Consider the following 15,881-nt stretch of genomic DNA (forward strand, 5'->3'; position numbering starts at 1 on the left):
CCTTCCTACCCTGGTGAGCGCCCGCCGGCGCGGGCCATAGTCGAACAGTGGAACAGCTTTCCGTCCTCGACGCCGGGTTCCTCCAACTCGAGGACACCGACCCGAACGTCAGCCTGGCCATCGGCAGCGTGACCATCCTGGACGGCCCGCTGCCGGATTTCGACGAGCTGGCCGCCACCATCGCCGAGCGGCTGGTGAGCGCGCCGCGGCTGCGCCAGGTGGTGCGCACCCACACCCTCGACATCGAGGCGCCGGAATGGGTCGACGCGCCCGAGCTGGACATGGGCAGGCATCTGCGCCGCGCCGCGCTGCCCTCTCCCGGCGACGACGGCGAGCTGTGCGCGTTGATCGCCGAGATCATGGAGCGCCGCCTGGACCGGGACTACCCGCTGTGGGAATGCTGGGTGATCGAAGGCCTGGCCGGCGGCCGCTGGGCGCTGCTGACCAAGGTGCACCACTGCCTGGCCGACGGGGTGTCCGCGGCGGCGATGATGGCCGGTTTCAACGACGGCGGCAACGCCACGTCGTTCGCCGGCCATCTGACCGCCGGCGGCCAGCACCAGCATGACCACGACCACGACCACGCCGCGCCCGGGATCGGCCTCAACCCGTTGGACTGGGGCAAGGCGGCGCTGGATCTGGCCGCCGGCGCGGCGCACCTGGCCGTCCAGTCGGCGCGCGGGACCGCCGAGATCGTCACCGGGATCTTGCGCCCGGCCCCGGAATCCACTCTCAACGGCCCGGTCGGGGCGCTGCGCCGGTACGGCGTCGGACGCGCGTCGATCACCGAGATCAAGGCGATCGCCAAAGCCTTCGACGCCAGTTTCAACGACGTCGCGCTGGCCGCGGTCACCAACGGCTACCGGCAGGTGCTGCTGCACCGCGGCGAAACGCCCCGCCGAGACTCGCTGCGCACGCTGATCCCGGTGTCGGTGCGCGACACCACCGCGCTGCACACCCCGGACAACCGGGTGTCGCTGATGCTTCCGCTGCTGCCCGTCGACCAGGCCACACCCGTCGAGCAACTCAGGACGCTGCGGCTGCGGATGCGCCGGTCCAAGTCCAGCGGGCAGCGCCAGGCCGGGGCAGGCATCGTCGGGATGGCCAACCGGCTGGCGCCGTTCGCGCTGACCGCCTGGGCGGTCCGCGCGGCCAGCCTGCTGCCGCAGCGCAATGTCTGCGGACTGGCCACCAACGTGCCCGGGGTCAGCGAGCCGGCCCGCATCCTCGGCCGGCCGGTGCTCGAGGTGTGGCCGATCCCGCCGTTGGCGCTGCGGCTGCGGGTCGGCGTGGCGATGCTGTCCTACGTGGATCGGCTGAGCTTCGGCATCACCGCCGACTACGACTCGACCCCGGACATGAAGGTCATGGTCGACGGCATCGAGTCGGCGCTGGCCGAACTGTCGGCGCAGGCGCCAGTCTCCTAGGTGTGCGGCGCCGGGGCGACGTCCTTCGGCAGCGTCTCGCCGCGGAAGAAGCCCGGGTTCTTGGTGCGCCAGTAGAACATCAGCACCACCCCGATCAGCAGCGTGCCGAAGCCCAGGAAGAACACCAGGCCGATGCCGCCGATCGCCGCGCCGCTGCCGTTCTCCGGGTTCATGCTCTCCCGGATCGCGATGACGAACACCGCCGCCAGCATCACACCGCCGAGCACCGGGCACAGGAACTGATAGATGAAGTTGCGCGCGCTGGTGAAGCACTGCCGACGGAAGTACCAGACGCAGGCGAACGCGGTGATGCCGTAGTACCAGCAGATCATGATGCCCAGCGCCGCGATGGTGTCCCACAGGAACTGCTCGGACAGCAGCGCGGTGACCGAGTAGAACACCGAGGTGACCACGCCGGCGACGACGGTGGCGAACCAAGGCGACAGGAACCGCGGGTGGATCTCGGCGAGCTTCTTCGGGAACGCCCCGTAGGCCCCCATCGCCAGGATGGTGCGGGCCGCGGGCAGGAAGGTGGTCTGCAGGCTGGCGATCGCCGAGACGAAGATCGCCAGCAGTAGCAGCGGGCCGAACGCGTGCCCGAGCACCGGGTCGGCCAGCACCGCGAACACGTTCTCGGTGTTCTCCGGGTTGCCCAGCCCCAGCCCGGTGTCCCCGACGCCGGCGAACATCATCACCGCGACGGCCACCAGCAGGTAGGTCGCCAGGATCGACAGCACGCACAACAAACCGGCCCGGCCCGGGGTGCGGGTCGGATCCTTGGACTCCTCGCCCAGGGTCAAGGTGGTGTCCCAGCCCCAGAACGCGAAGATGGAGCCGGTCAGGCCGACGACAAACGCGCTCAACGCCAGACCGGTGAACGGGTTGAACCAGTCGATGTCGAAGGACAGGCTGGCCGGCGCGGTGCCGTCGACCGCCTTGGAGATGGCGATCACCGCGAACCCGACCAGCACCACCATCTGGAAGGCGACCAGCACGTACTGCACCTTCTGGCTGGTGGTGATGCCGCGGCCGGCCACCCAGGTGGCCACCGCCAGCAGCAGCACCGTCGCGACGATATTGATCAGCCGGTTGTCCGGCAGTTCTCCGATGGACGGGTTGTTGAACACCCTGGCCAGCAGCAAGAACAGGAACTCCATCGCGATCGCGGCCAGGTTCGACAGCACGATCACGGTGGCGATCACCATGCCCCAGCCGCACATCCAGCCGACGTAGGGCCCAAAAGCCTTGGTGGACCAGGTGAACGACGCGCCGCAGTCCGGCACCCGGGAGTTCAGCTCGCGGTAGGCGTAGGCGGTGAGGAACATCGGGATGAAGCCGGCGATCATGATCGCCGGCATCTTCAGGCTGACCGCGGCGACGATCAGGCCGATGCTGGCCGTCAGCGTGTATCCGGGGGCGACCGTGGAGATGCCCAGGATGGCGCCGGTGAAGGTGCCGACCTTGCCGGCCGCCAGACCCTTGGAGTGGACGCCGGCCTCCTCCTCGATGCGATGCAGGGCGTCGAGGTCGGCCTTCTCATTCATCGTCGGCTCCCGGGCTCGGCACCACCACGACCGGCACCTCGAGCACCCGCAGCATCTTGGCTGCCGTCGACCCGAGGAACAACCGCCGCGGCTGGGCCAGCCGACTGGAGCCGACCATCAGCAATTGCCCGTCATGCCAGGACAATTCCGCGGTGGCCTCCTCGACGGTGCCGCCCTCGCCGACCTCGGCGGTGACCGCGTACCCCTCCGGCAGCGCCGCGCGCGCCGCCTCCAGGGTGTTCTGGGCGTGCGCGCGGGCCGCGTCCCGCAGTTCGGCGGCGCGCTCCCCGCGATGCCCCTCCGGGTCCAGCGCGACCAACGACAGCAACCGCAGCGGAACCGCGCCGGCCTCGGTGTAGCGCACCGCGGTTTCCAGCAATCGGGTGGCGCCCGGGCGCCTGCCGATCGCGCAGGTGATCTCATCGACGCGGGCGACCTCCGAGTCCCGCAGGCCGCGCGGGGTGAGCGCCACCGGAAGCGGCGCGGTGTGCACCAGTTCGTTGACGACGGTGCCCAGGGTGTGGCCGGGCAGCAGCCCACCGCCGGTGCCGCCCACCACGATCATCTCCGCGTCGTTCTCGGTGGCGTCGGCGATGAGCTCCTCGACGACCGACTCCCCGACCCGTAATCTGCTCTCGCCCAACAGATCCGGATCGACGGCGGCCTGCGCCTGCTCCAGCCAGGCCCGGAACTGCTCGGCCAGCACCTCGTTGTAGTCGCCGGGGGTCAGCGCCACCGACGTCGGCGATTCGGGGCGCATCACCATCGTCACGTCGACCACCCCGCCGAAGCTGCGGGCCAGTCGCTGGCCGAGCATCAGCGCGTCGGCGCCGCCGGGGGTGTCCAGGTACGCGACCAGGATCCGCATCAGGACTCCCCGTGGCAGCAGGCGCCGCCGGTCTTCGGCGTCGGCGCGACGTCCAGCGAGGGGTTGCGGTCGAAGAACCCGACCGGCTTGAGCCAGAAGCTCACGGTGTCCACGGGCATGATGGGCCAATCCTCCGGTCGGGTGATGTGGTGGATGCCGAACACGTACCAGAGCACGACGTCGGTGTTCTCGATATTTCGGTTCGCCTTCGTCCACTCCGCCAGCCCGGTGTCCTGGGCGCTCTGGGTGACGAATTCGCCTGCCGGCCAACGCTCGTCGGGCCGGTTGGGGGTGACCCACAGGGTGTGCTCGATGGCGCGGCAGCGGGCCAGGATCGGCGACTCCGGGTCGAACATCGCCGGGAACGCCCCGCCCGGCACCAACTTGTAGGCCGGGTTCGTGCCCAGCCCGTTGGTCTTGTTGTCGTTGACCACCTTCCAGGCCCGCTGGGTCGCGAAGTTCATGTCCTGCTTGCCTTCGGATTCGGTGCGCAGCGCGGTGTTTCGCTGCCGCAGCGACAGCCCGTACGGGTTGTCCGGGCCGGTCGGCAGGATCTCGGTCTCGCTGGCGTAGACGGTGTTCTCGGTTCCGTCGACGTCCAGGTCCATTCGGGCGACCAGGAAATGCTGGTGGTAGGGGGCGTAGGTGCGCTGGTCCACCAGGGTGCCCGACGGGTGGGCCTGGCCCTCCGGGAAGTGGCTGACCACCATGATGCCGGTGGCGCGCACCTCGCATTCGATGTTGCCGTCCTGGTAGAAGCGCCAGTAGGTGAGGTACTCGTAATTAGCGACGGTGACGTGGAAGCTGACCGTCAGCCGCCGCATCCGGCGGACCTCGGCGCCGTCGTGGTGGTCGACGTGCTTCCACAGCACGGCGTTGTCTTCCTCGTGAATGCAGACGGCGTTCTTGATGGTGTACGGCTCGCCCTTGCTGTTGTGCAGGGCGGCGTCCAGGTACCGGATCTCGCCCAGGCAGTCACAGCCGAGTTCCAGCGAGGTGGTCATGAAGCCCAGGCCCCACTCGCCGATGTCGAACGCGGTGCGCCGGTAGTGGTCGACGCAGTGATCCCGGTAGGGCACCATCATCTCGGCGAAGCTCAGCCGATTGGCGATCGAGCGCACATTGCCGTTGTCGTTGTAGGTGATGGCGTGCAGGGTCATGCCCTCGCGCCAGTTGAATCCGACCCGCAGCGACCAGTTCTGCCACTGCAGCAGGTTGCCGTCCAGGGTGAACGACGGGCCGTCGGGCTGGGTGATCTCCAGCGGCTCGAGCTTCCCGCGGGTGGAGGCGTTGCGAATGCGCTCCGGAACATGCTGGGGCACATACTCGCCCATCACCTCGGGCCGATCGACGGAGAAAGTCTCCTGGATCTCCAGCAGCTCCATGGTGTTCATGTCGATGATCGGGTGGAAACCGTTGACCGGCCCGGCGTAGCCGTTGGCGCCCGGCGCGGCCTTGACCCAGGCGTCCACCCAGCCCAGTCGGCGGTCCCGGTACTGCTCGGGCATCACCGCCTTGCCGTAGGTCCAGGCGTCCATGAACACCAGGCTCATGTCGGTGACCCCGCGCTTGGCCAGCGCCGCGATGACGTCGGGGTGCGCCCGCAGCATCTCGTCGGCTTCCAGCCACTCGTCGACGGTGAAGTTGGGCTGCACGCCCGGGATGTGCGTCCAGGACAGCACTTCACCGCTGGTCAGCGACACCCGCCCCTGATAGGTGGCGTTGGCGGCCCGGTCCAGCACCGTGGCCACCACCGTGCGCTCGGGGACCACGCCGTCGGCGTCGAACGCCGCGACCTCATCCTTCGACGGCTCCACCAGCTCAATTGAGGTGTATCGCCACCCCGGGGACTCCACCTGGTGGGCGGACCGGAGCAAATCCGCCACAGCGGTGAACTCGTCGGCCGAGAGCGGGTCGAGCGGATGGAAGGACACCAGAAATCTCCTCAATCAATAGATGGAATCGATAAGGCCGTGAGGCCGATCAAGGGGCGGGCCAGACGTGCGCATTCCTCACGTGTGTCATCCCGACGGCGGAGCCATGGGAAACAGTCTCACCCCGATTCGCGCTTTGAGCATGACAATCCGCGCAATTGGGTCGCCGCTGTCCCCCGAGGGCACTGCCCTGCTCCGCGGCGCGGTCACCGCGGAATGTCCCGCGGCGGCCATGCCATGATCGGCGGATGCTGGTCACGCTGACGATGAATCCGGCGCTCGACATCACCGCCGACGTGGACGAGGTTCGGCCGAATCACAAGCTGCGGCTGCACAGCACCCGCCGTGACGCCGGCGGCGGTGGGGTGAACGTCGCCAAGGTCGCGCATGTGCTCGGGACGCCGGTGCGCGCGATCTTCCCGTGCGGCGGCGCGTCCGGCGATATCGTGCGCCGGTTGCTGGTCGCCGCGGGCGTGCCGATCGACCCGGTGCAGATCAGCGAGCCGACCCGGCAGGGCATGGCGGTCAATGAGCTGACCAGCAGCGACCAGTACAGTTTCGTGCTCCCCGGCCCGGTGCTGACCGATCCGGAGCAGGTCGAGTGTCTGCAACGGCTGCGGGACCACGCCCCCGACGCGGATCTGGTGGTGGCCAGCGGCAGCCTGCCGCCGAGCGTGCCCGACGATTTCTACCAGCGGGTCGCCGATATCTGCGCCGAGTTCGGCGTGCGGTTGATCCTGGACACCTCCGGCGAGGGGCTCAATCGGCTCCGCGCCGGGGTGTTCCTGATCAAGCCCAGCCTGCGTGAGCTGCGCGAGTTCTGCGGCGAGGAGTTGCGCGCCGAGGCCGACCAGGTCGCCGCCGCCCGGGCGCTGGTGGTCTCCGGGCGCACCCGCTATGTGCTGGTGTCCAAGGGCGGCGACGGCGCGTTGCTGGTCGACGCCGAGTCGGCGCTGCGCTTCCCGGCCGTCCCGGTGGCCCCGGGCAGCGGCGCGGGCGCCGGCGACGCCATGGTCGCCGGGACCGCGGTGGGATTGGCGTCGGGTCAGGGACTGGCCGAGGCGGTGCGGCTCGGAACCGCCTGCGGCGCCGCGGCGTTGCTCACCCCCGGCTCGTCGGCCTGCACGCACGCCGACGTCGGGCGACTGCTCGCCCACGTCGCGCCGGCCCGGGAGGTTTAGCCGGGCTCCCTACGCCCTCGCGACGATCACCGGCATCCGGGCGGCCTGCACCACCGCGGTGCTCACCGAACCCAGCAGCATGCCGGTGAACCCGCCGCGGCCGTGGCTGCCCACGACAACCAGCTGCGCGTACTCGGATTGCTCCACCAGCGTGCGAGCGGGCTTGTCCCACACCACGATTCGGCGGACGGCGACATCGGGGTAACGTTCGGCCCAGCCGGCCAGCCGTTCGGCGAGCACCTCCTGGCCGCGCTGCTCGAACTCGGCGAACTCCCGGCCCGGCATCGACAGCACATCGGTGTCGCTCATGGCGTGCACGGCGACCAGGTCGACCCCACGCAGCGAGGCCTCCTCGAACGCGATCGCGGTGGGCGCCTCCGAGGCCGGCGAACCGTCGATGCCGACCAGCACCGGCGCCTTGGCGGGATTCTGCATCTGCGGGTCCTCGTCGTGGACCACCGCGACCGGGCAGTGCGCGTGCCGCACCATGGTCGAGCTGACCGAGCCGAGCAGGCCCCGCGCCACGGCGCCGCGGCCCCGGCAGCCGACCACCACGATGGCCGCCTCCTTGGACAGGTCGATCATCGTGGACAGCGTCGGGCCGCTGATCAAGTCGGTGCGGATCTCGATGTCGGGCGCGGCTTCGACCGCGGTGGCCTCGGCGTCGGCGAGTTGCTCGCGGCCCTGGCTTTCCTGCCATTTCAGGTAGCCGTCGGGCATCGGCGCTTCCGGCCACGCCATCATCACCGGCGGGCTCAGCACATTGACCAGACGCAGTGGCAGTGAATGGGATTGCGCGTATCTGGCGGCCCAGTCGACGGCCACCCGCGAGGACGGTGACCCGTCGACGCCGACCAGGACGGTGCGTTGCGATGCGGACATGAGTATCGACTCCCTTCCACCTGCGACCCTACTTGTCCGGTGGCCGTCGGCCCGGAGGATGTGGTCACCAGCTTCCGGGTCCAATGACCCTGGCCGCGGGCCGACGGCTCGCCGAGGATGGCCACATGGCAGATCGTGAGTTGATCGAAGAGGCCGTGACGCTGGCGTCCCGGGCGCCGTCGCTGCACAACAGTCAGCCCTGGCGGTGGCTGGCGTTTCGCGGCGGGTTGGCGTTGTTCCTGGACCGCAAGCGGATCGTCGGCAGCACCGACGAGGGTGGCCGGCAGGCGGTGATCAGCTGCGGGGTGATGCTCGACCACCTGCGGGTGGCCGCCGCCGCGGCCGGCCAGCGCGCCGAGATCGAGCGGTTCCCCGACGCCGGCGACCCGGACCTGCTGGCCACCGTCACCTTCACTCCCGCCCAACCCACCGCCGCCGACCGCAGCCGCGCCGACGCGATCCTGGCCCGGCGCACCGACCGGCTGCCGATGTTCGCCCCGCCGGAGTGGGACATCGTCGCCGCCGCGCTGGGCGGCGCCGTCGGCGCGCCGGCCGATTCCGGGGTCCGGCTCGACGTGCTCGACGACGGGTTGCGCCCGGAGTTGGGCAGAGCATCGTCGATGACCGAGGTGGTCCGCCAGTTCGACCCCGGCTACCAGGATGAACTGCAGTGGTGGACAACGCCGTTCGAGTATCCGGAGGGCATCCCGCGGACTTCGCTGGTGTCGGCCGGCGAATCCTACCGAGTGGAGGTCAACCGCAGCTTCCCGATCGAGGACCGCGCCGAGCGGCGCGTCGGGGTGGTCGAGGACGAGGCCCGGATCCTGCTGCTGAGCACACCCGGAGACACCCGCGCCGACGCGCTCGCCGCCGGTGAGGCGCTGTCGGAGGTGCTGCTGGAGTGCACGGTCGCCGGGCTGGCGACCTGCCCGGTCACCCACCTGACGGAGTTGCCGGACGCCCGGTCCACGCTGGCCGAGCTGGCCGGGGTGGACGCCGTGCCGCAGGCGCTGATCCGGGTCGGCCGCGCCCCGTCGGATCCGCTGGCCGAACCCATTCCGCTCACCCCGCGCCGTCCGATCGAGGACATGCTGCGCTTCGCCTGAGAGCGCGCTCAGGAGTCGTGCGGGGCCCAGCCGCCCCAGTCCTCGCCGTCGAACACCCGGCCGGCCGGAATCTCGAAGTTCTGCAGGAACACCTGCAGCGCCGGCTGGCTCTGGAAGTGCAGCGCCGTCATCGCCTCGACGATCTCGGGCGTCATCGGGTCGTGGTCGGCGGGCTTCTGCGCTGGGATCAGTTCGAGCGCCAGCGCCATCTCCAGTTGGTAGAAGGTGAAGTCGCCGTAGGGACGTTTCGGGTCGGCGCCGGGGATGTCGTCGCCGGCGTACGGGTCGGAGAGCTCCCAGCTCATCGCCGCCAGCAGGGTCCGGTGCTCGGCGGTGAACGCGAAGTCACCGTCGTCGGGCAGTTCGTCGACGTAGAACGAGTACTCGAAGTCCCGCGGAGGGCGGCGGTAGCGGTAGTTCCCGGGCGGGCAGTCGCCGTACACCGCGGCGATCCGCAGCAGGTGGATGTCGTCGGGCTCGGTCACCCAGTCCGGGCTGAAGCAGGGCGCGCCCACCTCGGCCAGATCCCAGCCGATCCGGGCCTGTCGCAGTCGTTCGGTGTGTCGGTTCTCCCAGCGGATACGCACACCTCCAACATAGAGCCATGACCGATCCGCTGGAGGACATCCTGGCGCTGTTGCGCCCGGTCTCGACCGGCCCGAACCGCTATCTGGGGCCGCAGCCCGACGACGGGGTGCCGCGGGCCCGGGTGTACGGCGGGCAGGTCGCCGCGCAGGCCGCGCTGGCCGCCGCCGACACGGTGAGCGGGCGACGGCTGCACAGTCTGCATGTGACGTTCCTGCGGCCCGGCGATCCGGCGCTGCCGCTGCGCTACGAGGTGACCCCGCTGCGCGACGGCCGCACGCTGTCCACCCGTCGGGTCACGGCCACCCAGGACGGCCGCTACCTGATGGAGGCGATGGCCTCCTTCATCGAGCCGATGGACGGCCACGAGTTCGCCGCGCGGATGCCCGACGTGGCGGCGCCGGAGTCGCTGCGGACCGCGGCGGAGTGGCTCGCCCCGGAGGAGTCCGGTCCGCACAACGCCACCGAGGTGTACTGGATGACGGCGTTCGACCTGCGCTACGCCGACCCCCCTCCGTTGCGCAGTGTGTTCGCCGATCCGGACCGGCAGCGGACGGACGGCGACGCGCTGTGCCGGGTGTGGCTGCGGGTCGCGGAAAACCCGCCCGCCGAACTGCTTTCGGACCCGCTGCTGGCCACCGGCTTGCTGATCTACCTGACCGACTGGGCGGTGCTGGACGCGGTGCAGGTGGGCGTCGGCCGCAGCTGGAAGGACATGTTCACCATGGCGTCGCTGGACCACGCGCTGTGGTTCCACCGGCCGGCGGATTTCTCCGACTGGCTACTGTTCGACCACCGCAGCCCGTCAGCCGCCGCCGGCACCGGCCTGGCGCGCGGCGACGTCTTCAACCGCGATGGGTCGCTGGTCTGCACGGTGGCCCAGGAAGGCTACTTCGGACCGAAATGAGCGCAGTGCTAAGAGTTTTCGCCGACCTCGACACCGGGGTCGACGACGCGATGGCGTTGGCCTACCTGCTGGCCAGCCCGGAGGCCGAACTGGTCGGGGTGGCCTCCACCGCCGGCAACGTCGGGGCGCAGCGGGTGTGCGCCAACAACCTGGCGTTGCTGGAGCTGTGCGGCCGTCCGGACATTCCGGTGTCACTGGGATCTCTTGTCCCGCTGAGCATTCCGCTGCGCACCGCGGAGGACACCCACGGTCCGGCCGGCCTCGGCTACGCGGCGCTGCCCGCCGCGCACGCCGGGCCCACCGACTACGACGCCGCGACGGCCTGGGTGCGGGCGGCCCGCGCGCACCCGGGTGAGCTGATCGGGCTGGCCACCGGGCCGCTGACGAACCTGGCGCTGGCGCTGCGCGCCGAACCGGGGTTGCCGGGGCTGCTGCGCCGGCTGGTGATCATGGGTGGGGCGTTCGACTACCGCGGCAACACCACCCCGGTCTCGGAGTGGAACATCGCCGTCGACCCGGAGGCCGCCGCCGAGGTGTTCGCCGCCTGGGGCGCCGCGGTGGCCGGCGGGCACGCCGGCGAACTGCCGATCGTGTGCGGGCTGAACATCACCGAGCGGATGGCGTTGCGCCCGCCGTACCTGGCGGAGTTGGCGGCCGCGGCCGGGGCGCCCGGCATCCCGTCGGCCAACCCGCTGATCCGGGTGCTGTCCGACGCGCTGCGGTTCTATTTCGAGTTCCACGACTCGGTCGGCGAGGGCTACCTGGCGCATGTGCACGATCCGTTCGCCGCGGCGGTGGCACTGGATCCGGGGCTGGTGAACACCCGGGAGGCCACCGTGGACGTCGAGTTGGACGGGTCGCTGACCCGCGGCATGACCGTCGCGGATTGGGCCGGGCACTGGGGCCGGCCGCCGAACGCCCGGATCGCCGTCGACGGCCCGGTCCAGGTGTTCTTCGATCGGTTCCGGGACCGGGTCGGACCGTTCGCCGCCGGCCTGGCTCACTCATAGCTGCCCTCCAGGTACCAGCGCCGACGCCGGTAGCACAGCAGCAACGCCGCGCCCGGCTCCCCGTCGAGCAGCACCTGGGCCCGCGCGGTCCGGCCGGGGGCGGCCTGCGGGTCCCACCAGCGCTCATCGACCGGCCACGGCCCGGCCCACCACGCCAGCGTCCCGGCGTAGCGGCCGGCCAGCCGAGCGGGTGCGGAGCTGAACAGTCCCCGACCGGTGACGTGCACCGCGGCGCCGTCGCCGTCGAGCAGGTCCACCGGGTCGTCGAGCAGCACCGCGGGCGCGGGTTCGGGCAGCCGGCCCGGCCAGGGCTGATCCGCGACGTTGCGGATCACCGGCTCGTCGCCGAGCGGGGCCAACGCGATCTGATCCGACGGGCCGCGGCCGCCGCAGCGCACCGGGATCTGCACCGCCTCGGGCCCGAGCAGGCCCTGCACCCGGACCAGCGCGCGCCGGGCCCGGGCCCGGTCGGCGTCCCCGGCGCCGCCCCACAGCGGCAACTGCAGCGCCGCCGCGGAGATCACCTCGACCGGCTCTAATCGCAGCACCGCGACCGGGCCGGCCAGCCGGTCCGGCCCGCGCCGGTTCAGCCAGCCGTCGAGCTGCCAACGCACCCGGTCGGCGGTGGAGTCGGCGGTCAACGGTTCTGCGCACCGCCAGACCCGGACCAGTTCGGCCCCGGTGTCGGTGACGGCGTGAATGGCCAGCCGGGTGCAGCCGACCCCGGCGGCCTCCAGGCCCCGGTGCAGGGTGGTGGCCAGCGAGCGGCCGGCGAACGCGGCGGCGTCGACGCGGTCGATCGGTGGGTCGCAGCGCAGTTCGACGGTCAGTTCGGCGGGTGGTTCCCGGCCGGCGGGCGGGCGCATCGGTTCGGCGCCGGCCATCCGGTGCGCGATCACCGCGTCGGCGCCGAACCGGGTGGCCACCTCGGCCCGGCCCAGCGCCGCGAACTGGCCGAAGGTGCGAATCCCCATCCGCCACAACAGGTCTGTCAGATCGGCTCGGCCCGGGTCGGACAGCCCGGGTTCGGCGGCCAGTTCCCGGATCGACAGTCCGGCCAGGAACTCCGCGTCCCGCCCGGGTTCGACAGCCACGCCGGCGCGGGCGGCCAGCACGGCGGTGGCCAGTTGCCCGGCGACGCCGATCTGGCATTCGGCGCCGGCGGCGGCCACCGCGTCGGCCAACCGCTCCCCCGCCAGCGACTCGGACCCGAAGTAGCGGGCCGGCCCGCCGGCTGCGGCCACCAGCAGCCCGGGCCGCAGCACCTCGGCCCGGGGTATCAGGTCTTCGACGGCGACGGCCACCGTTTCGAAGAACCGGGCGTCGCGCGCGAGGTCGGCGGCGGCGATGTGCACGCTCGGGCAGCGAGCCTGGGCCTCCCGGCGGCGCAGCCCGCGCCGGACGCCGGCGGCCCGCGCCGCGGCCGAGCAGGCGATCACCCGGTTGGCGCAGGTGACCGCGATCGGGGCGGTGGCGGGCAGCTCGGCAGCGGCGGCCGCCGCCACCGCCGGCCAGTCCATGCACCAGAGCGCCAGCACCCTCATGCCGGGGCCGCCACCCGGACCCCACGACCGCGGGCCCGCACCGCCAGCCGCACCCCGGCCAGCCGCCCGCGGCCCGGGGCGGGGACCGTCGTCTCATAGCCGCGCACCCGCGCGTCCAGCCGCAGCGCCGGGCCGGGCCAGTCGCCGTCGACGACCACCAGCGCCGCGCCGCGGTGCCGAAGCCGCCCGGACACCACCCGAGCCCGCGACGGGGCGACCGCCGCGCCGCGCAGCCCCAGCAGCACCAGGTCCATGCCGTCGACCAAGACTGCGGCCACCTCCACCGGATCGGCCCCGGGATCCGGGACCACCGCGATCCGACTCAGGTCCGCGCCCATCTCGGCGGCGGCCAGCAGCCCCACTCCGGGCAGGCCGACGATGGCCGCGTGCCCGCCGGCCGCGGTCACCGCCGCGGCCATGCTCAGCGGCAGCGAACGCGCCCCGGAGACCACCGCCACGCCGCCCCTCGGCAACCCGTCGGGAAGGACCCCGAGCAGCGATTCCGGGACCGGCAGCAAACTTTCTTGCGCCGAGGCCGACGGTTCCGAGGCGATAACCGGGGTGGCCGCACGGTGTCCGGCGCCCACCTTCCCGGAGATCGCCGCCATCCGCTGACGCAGCTGTTCCAGCTGGTCAGAGCGATCTTCCCGGATAGCAACCACCATCGCCGACAACCTCCGCGCACACCGAACATCCACCCATGTTCGAAACTATGTTCGATAAATGGAGTAAACACCCGGCCACCGACAAGCGTCAAGGAGTTCAGGACGCGATCACAGCGCCGACCGCAGACTTACGGCGCGTCGTGCGGCGTGTCGCGGGCGGGCATCCCCGCGCCCCGGAGGCCGCGTCTCACACCCTCCGGAGGCCGCGTCTCCACCGCGCGAAACGCGTGAGGCGGAAGTGACGCCGGGGGCGATGCGCGAACTCTTCGGCCATCGACTGAGAAGTGACGCAGGTTGGTGAGAAACCTCGGCGGCCCTGGCCATCGACTGAGAAGTGACGCACGCCAGTGAGACATGACGCAGGTCAGTGAGACGTGACGGCGGCCTTTCTCATCGATTGAGAACTGACGTACACGTTGTTCGAGGCGGGCATGCGTGAGTTCTCAATCGATGAAAAACGCATCCCTGGTGTCTCACCGGCGTGCCTGAGGCCTCACTGACGTACCTCACTTCTCACTCGATTAGCTTGTGCGCCAACACTTCTCACAAACCGCCGCCAGTTCTCACTCGATCGCCCGACCCGCAGGATGGCCCACCGGAGCCCCGGCCGAAGGCGGCCGGCGCGCTCACTCCCACTCGATGGTGCCCGGCGGCTTGCTGGTCACGTCCAGCACCACCCGGTTGACCTCCGGCACCTCATTGGTGATCCGGGTGGAGATCCGCTCCAGCACCTCGTAGGGCACCCGGGTCCAGTCCGCGGTCATGGCGTCCTCGCTGGACACCGGCCGCAGCACGATCGGATGCCCGTAGGTGCGCCCGTCGCCCTGCACCCCGACCGAGCGGACATCGGCCAGCAACACCACCGGACACTGCCAGATCTGGTTGTCCAGCCCGGCCATGGTCAGTTCCTCGCGGGCGATGGCGTCGGCCCGGCGCAACGTGTCGAGGCGGTCCGCGGTCACCTCGCCGACGATCCGGATGCCCAGCCCCGGGCCCGGGAACGGCTGGCGGGAGACGATCTCATCCGGCACGCCGAGTTCCCGGCCGACCGCGCGCACCTCGTCCTTGAACAGCAGCCGCAGCGGCTCGACCAGCTTGAACTTCAGGTCGTCGGGCAGCCCGCCGACATTGTGGTGGCTCTTGATGTTCGCCGTCCCGGCGCCGCCGCCGGATTCGACGACGTCGGGGTACAGCGTGCCCTGCACCAGGAACTCGGTCTGCACCCCCGAGTCCGGGTAGTCGACCGCGTCGCGCACCGCGGCCTCGAAGGACCTGATGAACTCCCGGCCGATGATCTTGCGCTTGCCCTCCGGGTTGGTCACCCCGCTCAACGCGTCCAAGAACTGCTCGCGCGCGTCGATGGTGACCAGCCGGGCGCCGGTGGCGGCGACGAAGTCGCGCTCCACCTGGGTGCGCTCACCGGCCCGCAGCAGCCCGTGGTCGATGAAAACACAGGTCAGCCGGTCGCCGATGGCGCGCTGCACCAGCGCGGCGGCCACCGCGGAATCCACCCCGCCGCTCAGCCCGCAGATCGCGCGGCCGTCGCCGACCTGCTCGCGGACCGCCTCGATGAGCCCCTCGGCGATATTGGCCGGGGTCCACACCGCGTCGATGCCGGCGACCTCGTGCAGGAACCGGCTCAGCACCTGCTGACCGTGCGGGGAATGCAGCACCTCGGGGTGGTACTGCACCCCGGCGAGGCGCCGCGAGGTGTCCTCGAACGCCGCGACCGGCGCGCCCGCGCTGCTGGCCACCACCTCGAATCCGGGCGGGGCGGCGGTCACCGCGTCGCCGTGGCTCATCCACACCGGCTGGGTCTGCGGCAGGCCCGCGTGCAGCGCGCCGCCGGCCACGTTCAGCTCGGTGCGGCCGTACTCGCTGGTCCCGGTGTGCTCGACGACGCCGCCGAGCGCCTGGGCCATCGCCTGGAACCCGTAGCAGATGCCGAACACCGGGATGCCCAGCTCGAACAGCGCCGGGTCCAGGCTCGGCGCGCCCTCGGCGTACACGCTGGACGGCCCGCCGGAGAGCACGACGGCCAGCGGATTGCGCGCGGCGATCTCGTCGACGGTCATGGTGTGCGGGATGACCTCGGAGTACACCCGCGCCTCACGGACCCGTCGGGCGATCAGCTGCGCGTACTGCGCGCCGAAGTCGACGACGAGAACCGGGCGGGGGGCATGGGTGGCGGAGGAGTTTTCCACCGTCACAGTCTAGGAGGCGGCCCC

Annotated in this window: 13 protein-coding genes; 5 read left to right on the plus strand and 8 right to left on the minus strand. The window is 71.2% G+C overall.

Annotated features, from left to right (window positions below; all coding sequences use genetic code 11):
- Positions 1–47: 47 nt before the first annotated feature.
- Complete coding sequence (locus L2Z93_RS15460; protein ID WP_090587565.1) at positions 48–1,427, plus strand: wax ester/triacylglycerol synthase family O-acyltransferase; 1,380 nt, start codon at positions 48–50, stop codon at positions 1,425–1,427.
- Here L2Z93_RS15460 and L2Z93_RS15465 read toward each other — a convergent pair.
- The 3 genes from L2Z93_RS15465 to L2Z93_RS15475 are packed head-to-tail and all read right to left on the minus strand — an operon-like array spanning position 1,424 to position 5,776.
- Positions 1,424–2,971 (minus strand): APC family permease, encoded by a 1,548-nt coding sequence (locus L2Z93_RS15465; RefSeq protein ID WP_090587568.1) that lies wholly within the window; start codon positions 2,969–2,971, stop codon positions 1,424–1,426. The two genes, L2Z93_RS15460 and L2Z93_RS15465, sit on opposite strands and share 4 nt — an antisense overlap.
- Positions 2,964–3,839 (minus strand): universal stress protein, encoded by an 876-nt coding sequence (locus L2Z93_RS15470; RefSeq protein WP_090587572.1) that lies wholly within the window; start codon positions 3,837–3,839, stop codon positions 2,964–2,966. Before L2Z93_RS15470 ends, L2Z93_RS15465 begins: the two co-directional genes overlap by 8 nt.
- Positions 3,839–5,776: a primary-amine oxidase gene (locus L2Z93_RS15475; protein ID WP_090587653.1), complete on the minus strand. Its 1,938-nt coding sequence runs from the start codon at positions 5,774–5,776 to the stop codon at positions 3,839–3,841. The genes L2Z93_RS15470 and L2Z93_RS15475 overlap by 1 nt, the downstream gene beginning before the upstream one ends.
- Positions 5,777–6,021: 245 nt before the next feature.
- Here L2Z93_RS15475 and L2Z93_RS15480 point away from each other — a divergent pair, with 245 nt between their 5' ends.
- Entirely contained in the window at positions 6,022–6,954 is a 933-nt protein-coding gene (locus L2Z93_RS15480; protein WP_090587574.1) for a 1-phosphofructokinase family hexose kinase, read from the plus strand.
- 9 nt (positions 6,955–6,963) lie between these two features.
- Here the strand turns inward: L2Z93_RS15480 and L2Z93_RS15485 are convergent, their stop codons facing one another.
- The gene (locus L2Z93_RS15485) at positions 6,964–7,836 is read right to left on the minus strand and encodes a universal stress protein (protein ID WP_090587577.1); all 873 of its coding nucleotides are present in this window, start codon (positions 7,834–7,836) and stop codon (positions 6,964–6,966) included.
- A 125-nt stretch (positions 7,837–7,961) separates the two neighbouring features.
- On the opposite strand from L2Z93_RS15485, the gene L2Z93_RS15490 reads away from it, so the two are divergent.
- Positions 7,962–8,942: an Acg family FMN-binding oxidoreductase gene (locus tag L2Z93_RS15490; RefSeq protein WP_090587656.1), complete on the plus strand. Its 981-nt coding sequence runs from the start codon at positions 7,962–7,964 to the stop codon at positions 8,940–8,942.
- An 8-nt stretch (positions 8,943–8,950) separates the two neighbouring features.
- Here L2Z93_RS15490 and L2Z93_RS15495 read toward each other — a convergent pair whose 3' ends face one another.
- Positions 8,951–9,529 (minus strand): hypothetical protein, encoded by a 579-nt coding sequence (locus L2Z93_RS15495; protein WP_090587580.1) that lies wholly within the window; start codon positions 9,527–9,529, stop codon positions 8,951–8,953.
- Positions 9,530–9,546: 17 nt separating this feature from the next.
- Between L2Z93_RS15495 and L2Z93_RS15500 the strand changes: the two genes are divergently transcribed.
- Together L2Z93_RS15500 and L2Z93_RS15505 are read left to right on the plus strand one after the other, a co-directional pair.
- Entirely contained in the window at positions 9,547–10,434 is an 888-nt protein-coding gene (locus tag L2Z93_RS15500) for an acyl-CoA thioesterase (RefSeq protein WP_090587583.1), read from the plus strand.
- Positions 10,431–11,444: a nucleoside hydrolase gene (locus tag L2Z93_RS15505; RefSeq protein WP_090587585.1), complete on the plus strand. Its 1,014-nt coding sequence runs from the start codon at positions 10,431–10,433 to the stop codon at positions 11,442–11,444. The genes L2Z93_RS15500 and L2Z93_RS15505 overlap by 4 nt, the downstream gene beginning before the upstream one ends.
- Here L2Z93_RS15505 and L2Z93_RS15510 read toward each other — a convergent pair.
- The 3 genes from L2Z93_RS15510 to guaA form a co-directional block, all read right to left on the minus strand.
- Complete coding sequence (locus L2Z93_RS15510) at positions 11,435–12,988, minus strand: DNA polymerase Y family protein (RefSeq protein ID WP_090587587.1); 1,554 nt, start codon at positions 12,986–12,988, stop codon at positions 11,435–11,437. The genes L2Z93_RS15505 and L2Z93_RS15510 overlap by 10 nt on opposite strands.
- On the minus strand, positions 12,985–13,653 hold the full coding sequence (locus tag L2Z93_RS15515) for a DnaE2-dependent mutagenesis accessory factor ImuA' (protein WP_090587589.1): 669 nt from the start codon (positions 13,651–13,653) through the stop codon (positions 12,985–12,987). Before L2Z93_RS15515 ends, L2Z93_RS15510 begins: the two co-directional genes overlap by 4 nt.
- 626 nt (positions 13,654–14,279) lie before the next feature.
- Positions 14,280–15,857 carry a glutamine-hydrolyzing GMP synthase gene (guaA, locus tag L2Z93_RS15520; protein ID WP_090587591.1) on the minus strand — a complete coding sequence of 526 codons (1,578 nt, stop codon included), beginning with the start codon at positions 15,855–15,857 and terminating at the stop codon, positions 14,280–14,282.
- Positions 15,858–15,881: the final 24 nt, after the last annotated feature.

It is taken from the genome of Mycolicibacterium brumae (assembly GCF_025215495.1).
In the GTDB taxonomy this organism is placed as follows: Bacteria; Actinomycetota; Actinomycetes; order Mycobacteriales; family Mycobacteriaceae; genus Mycobacterium; species Mycobacterium brumae.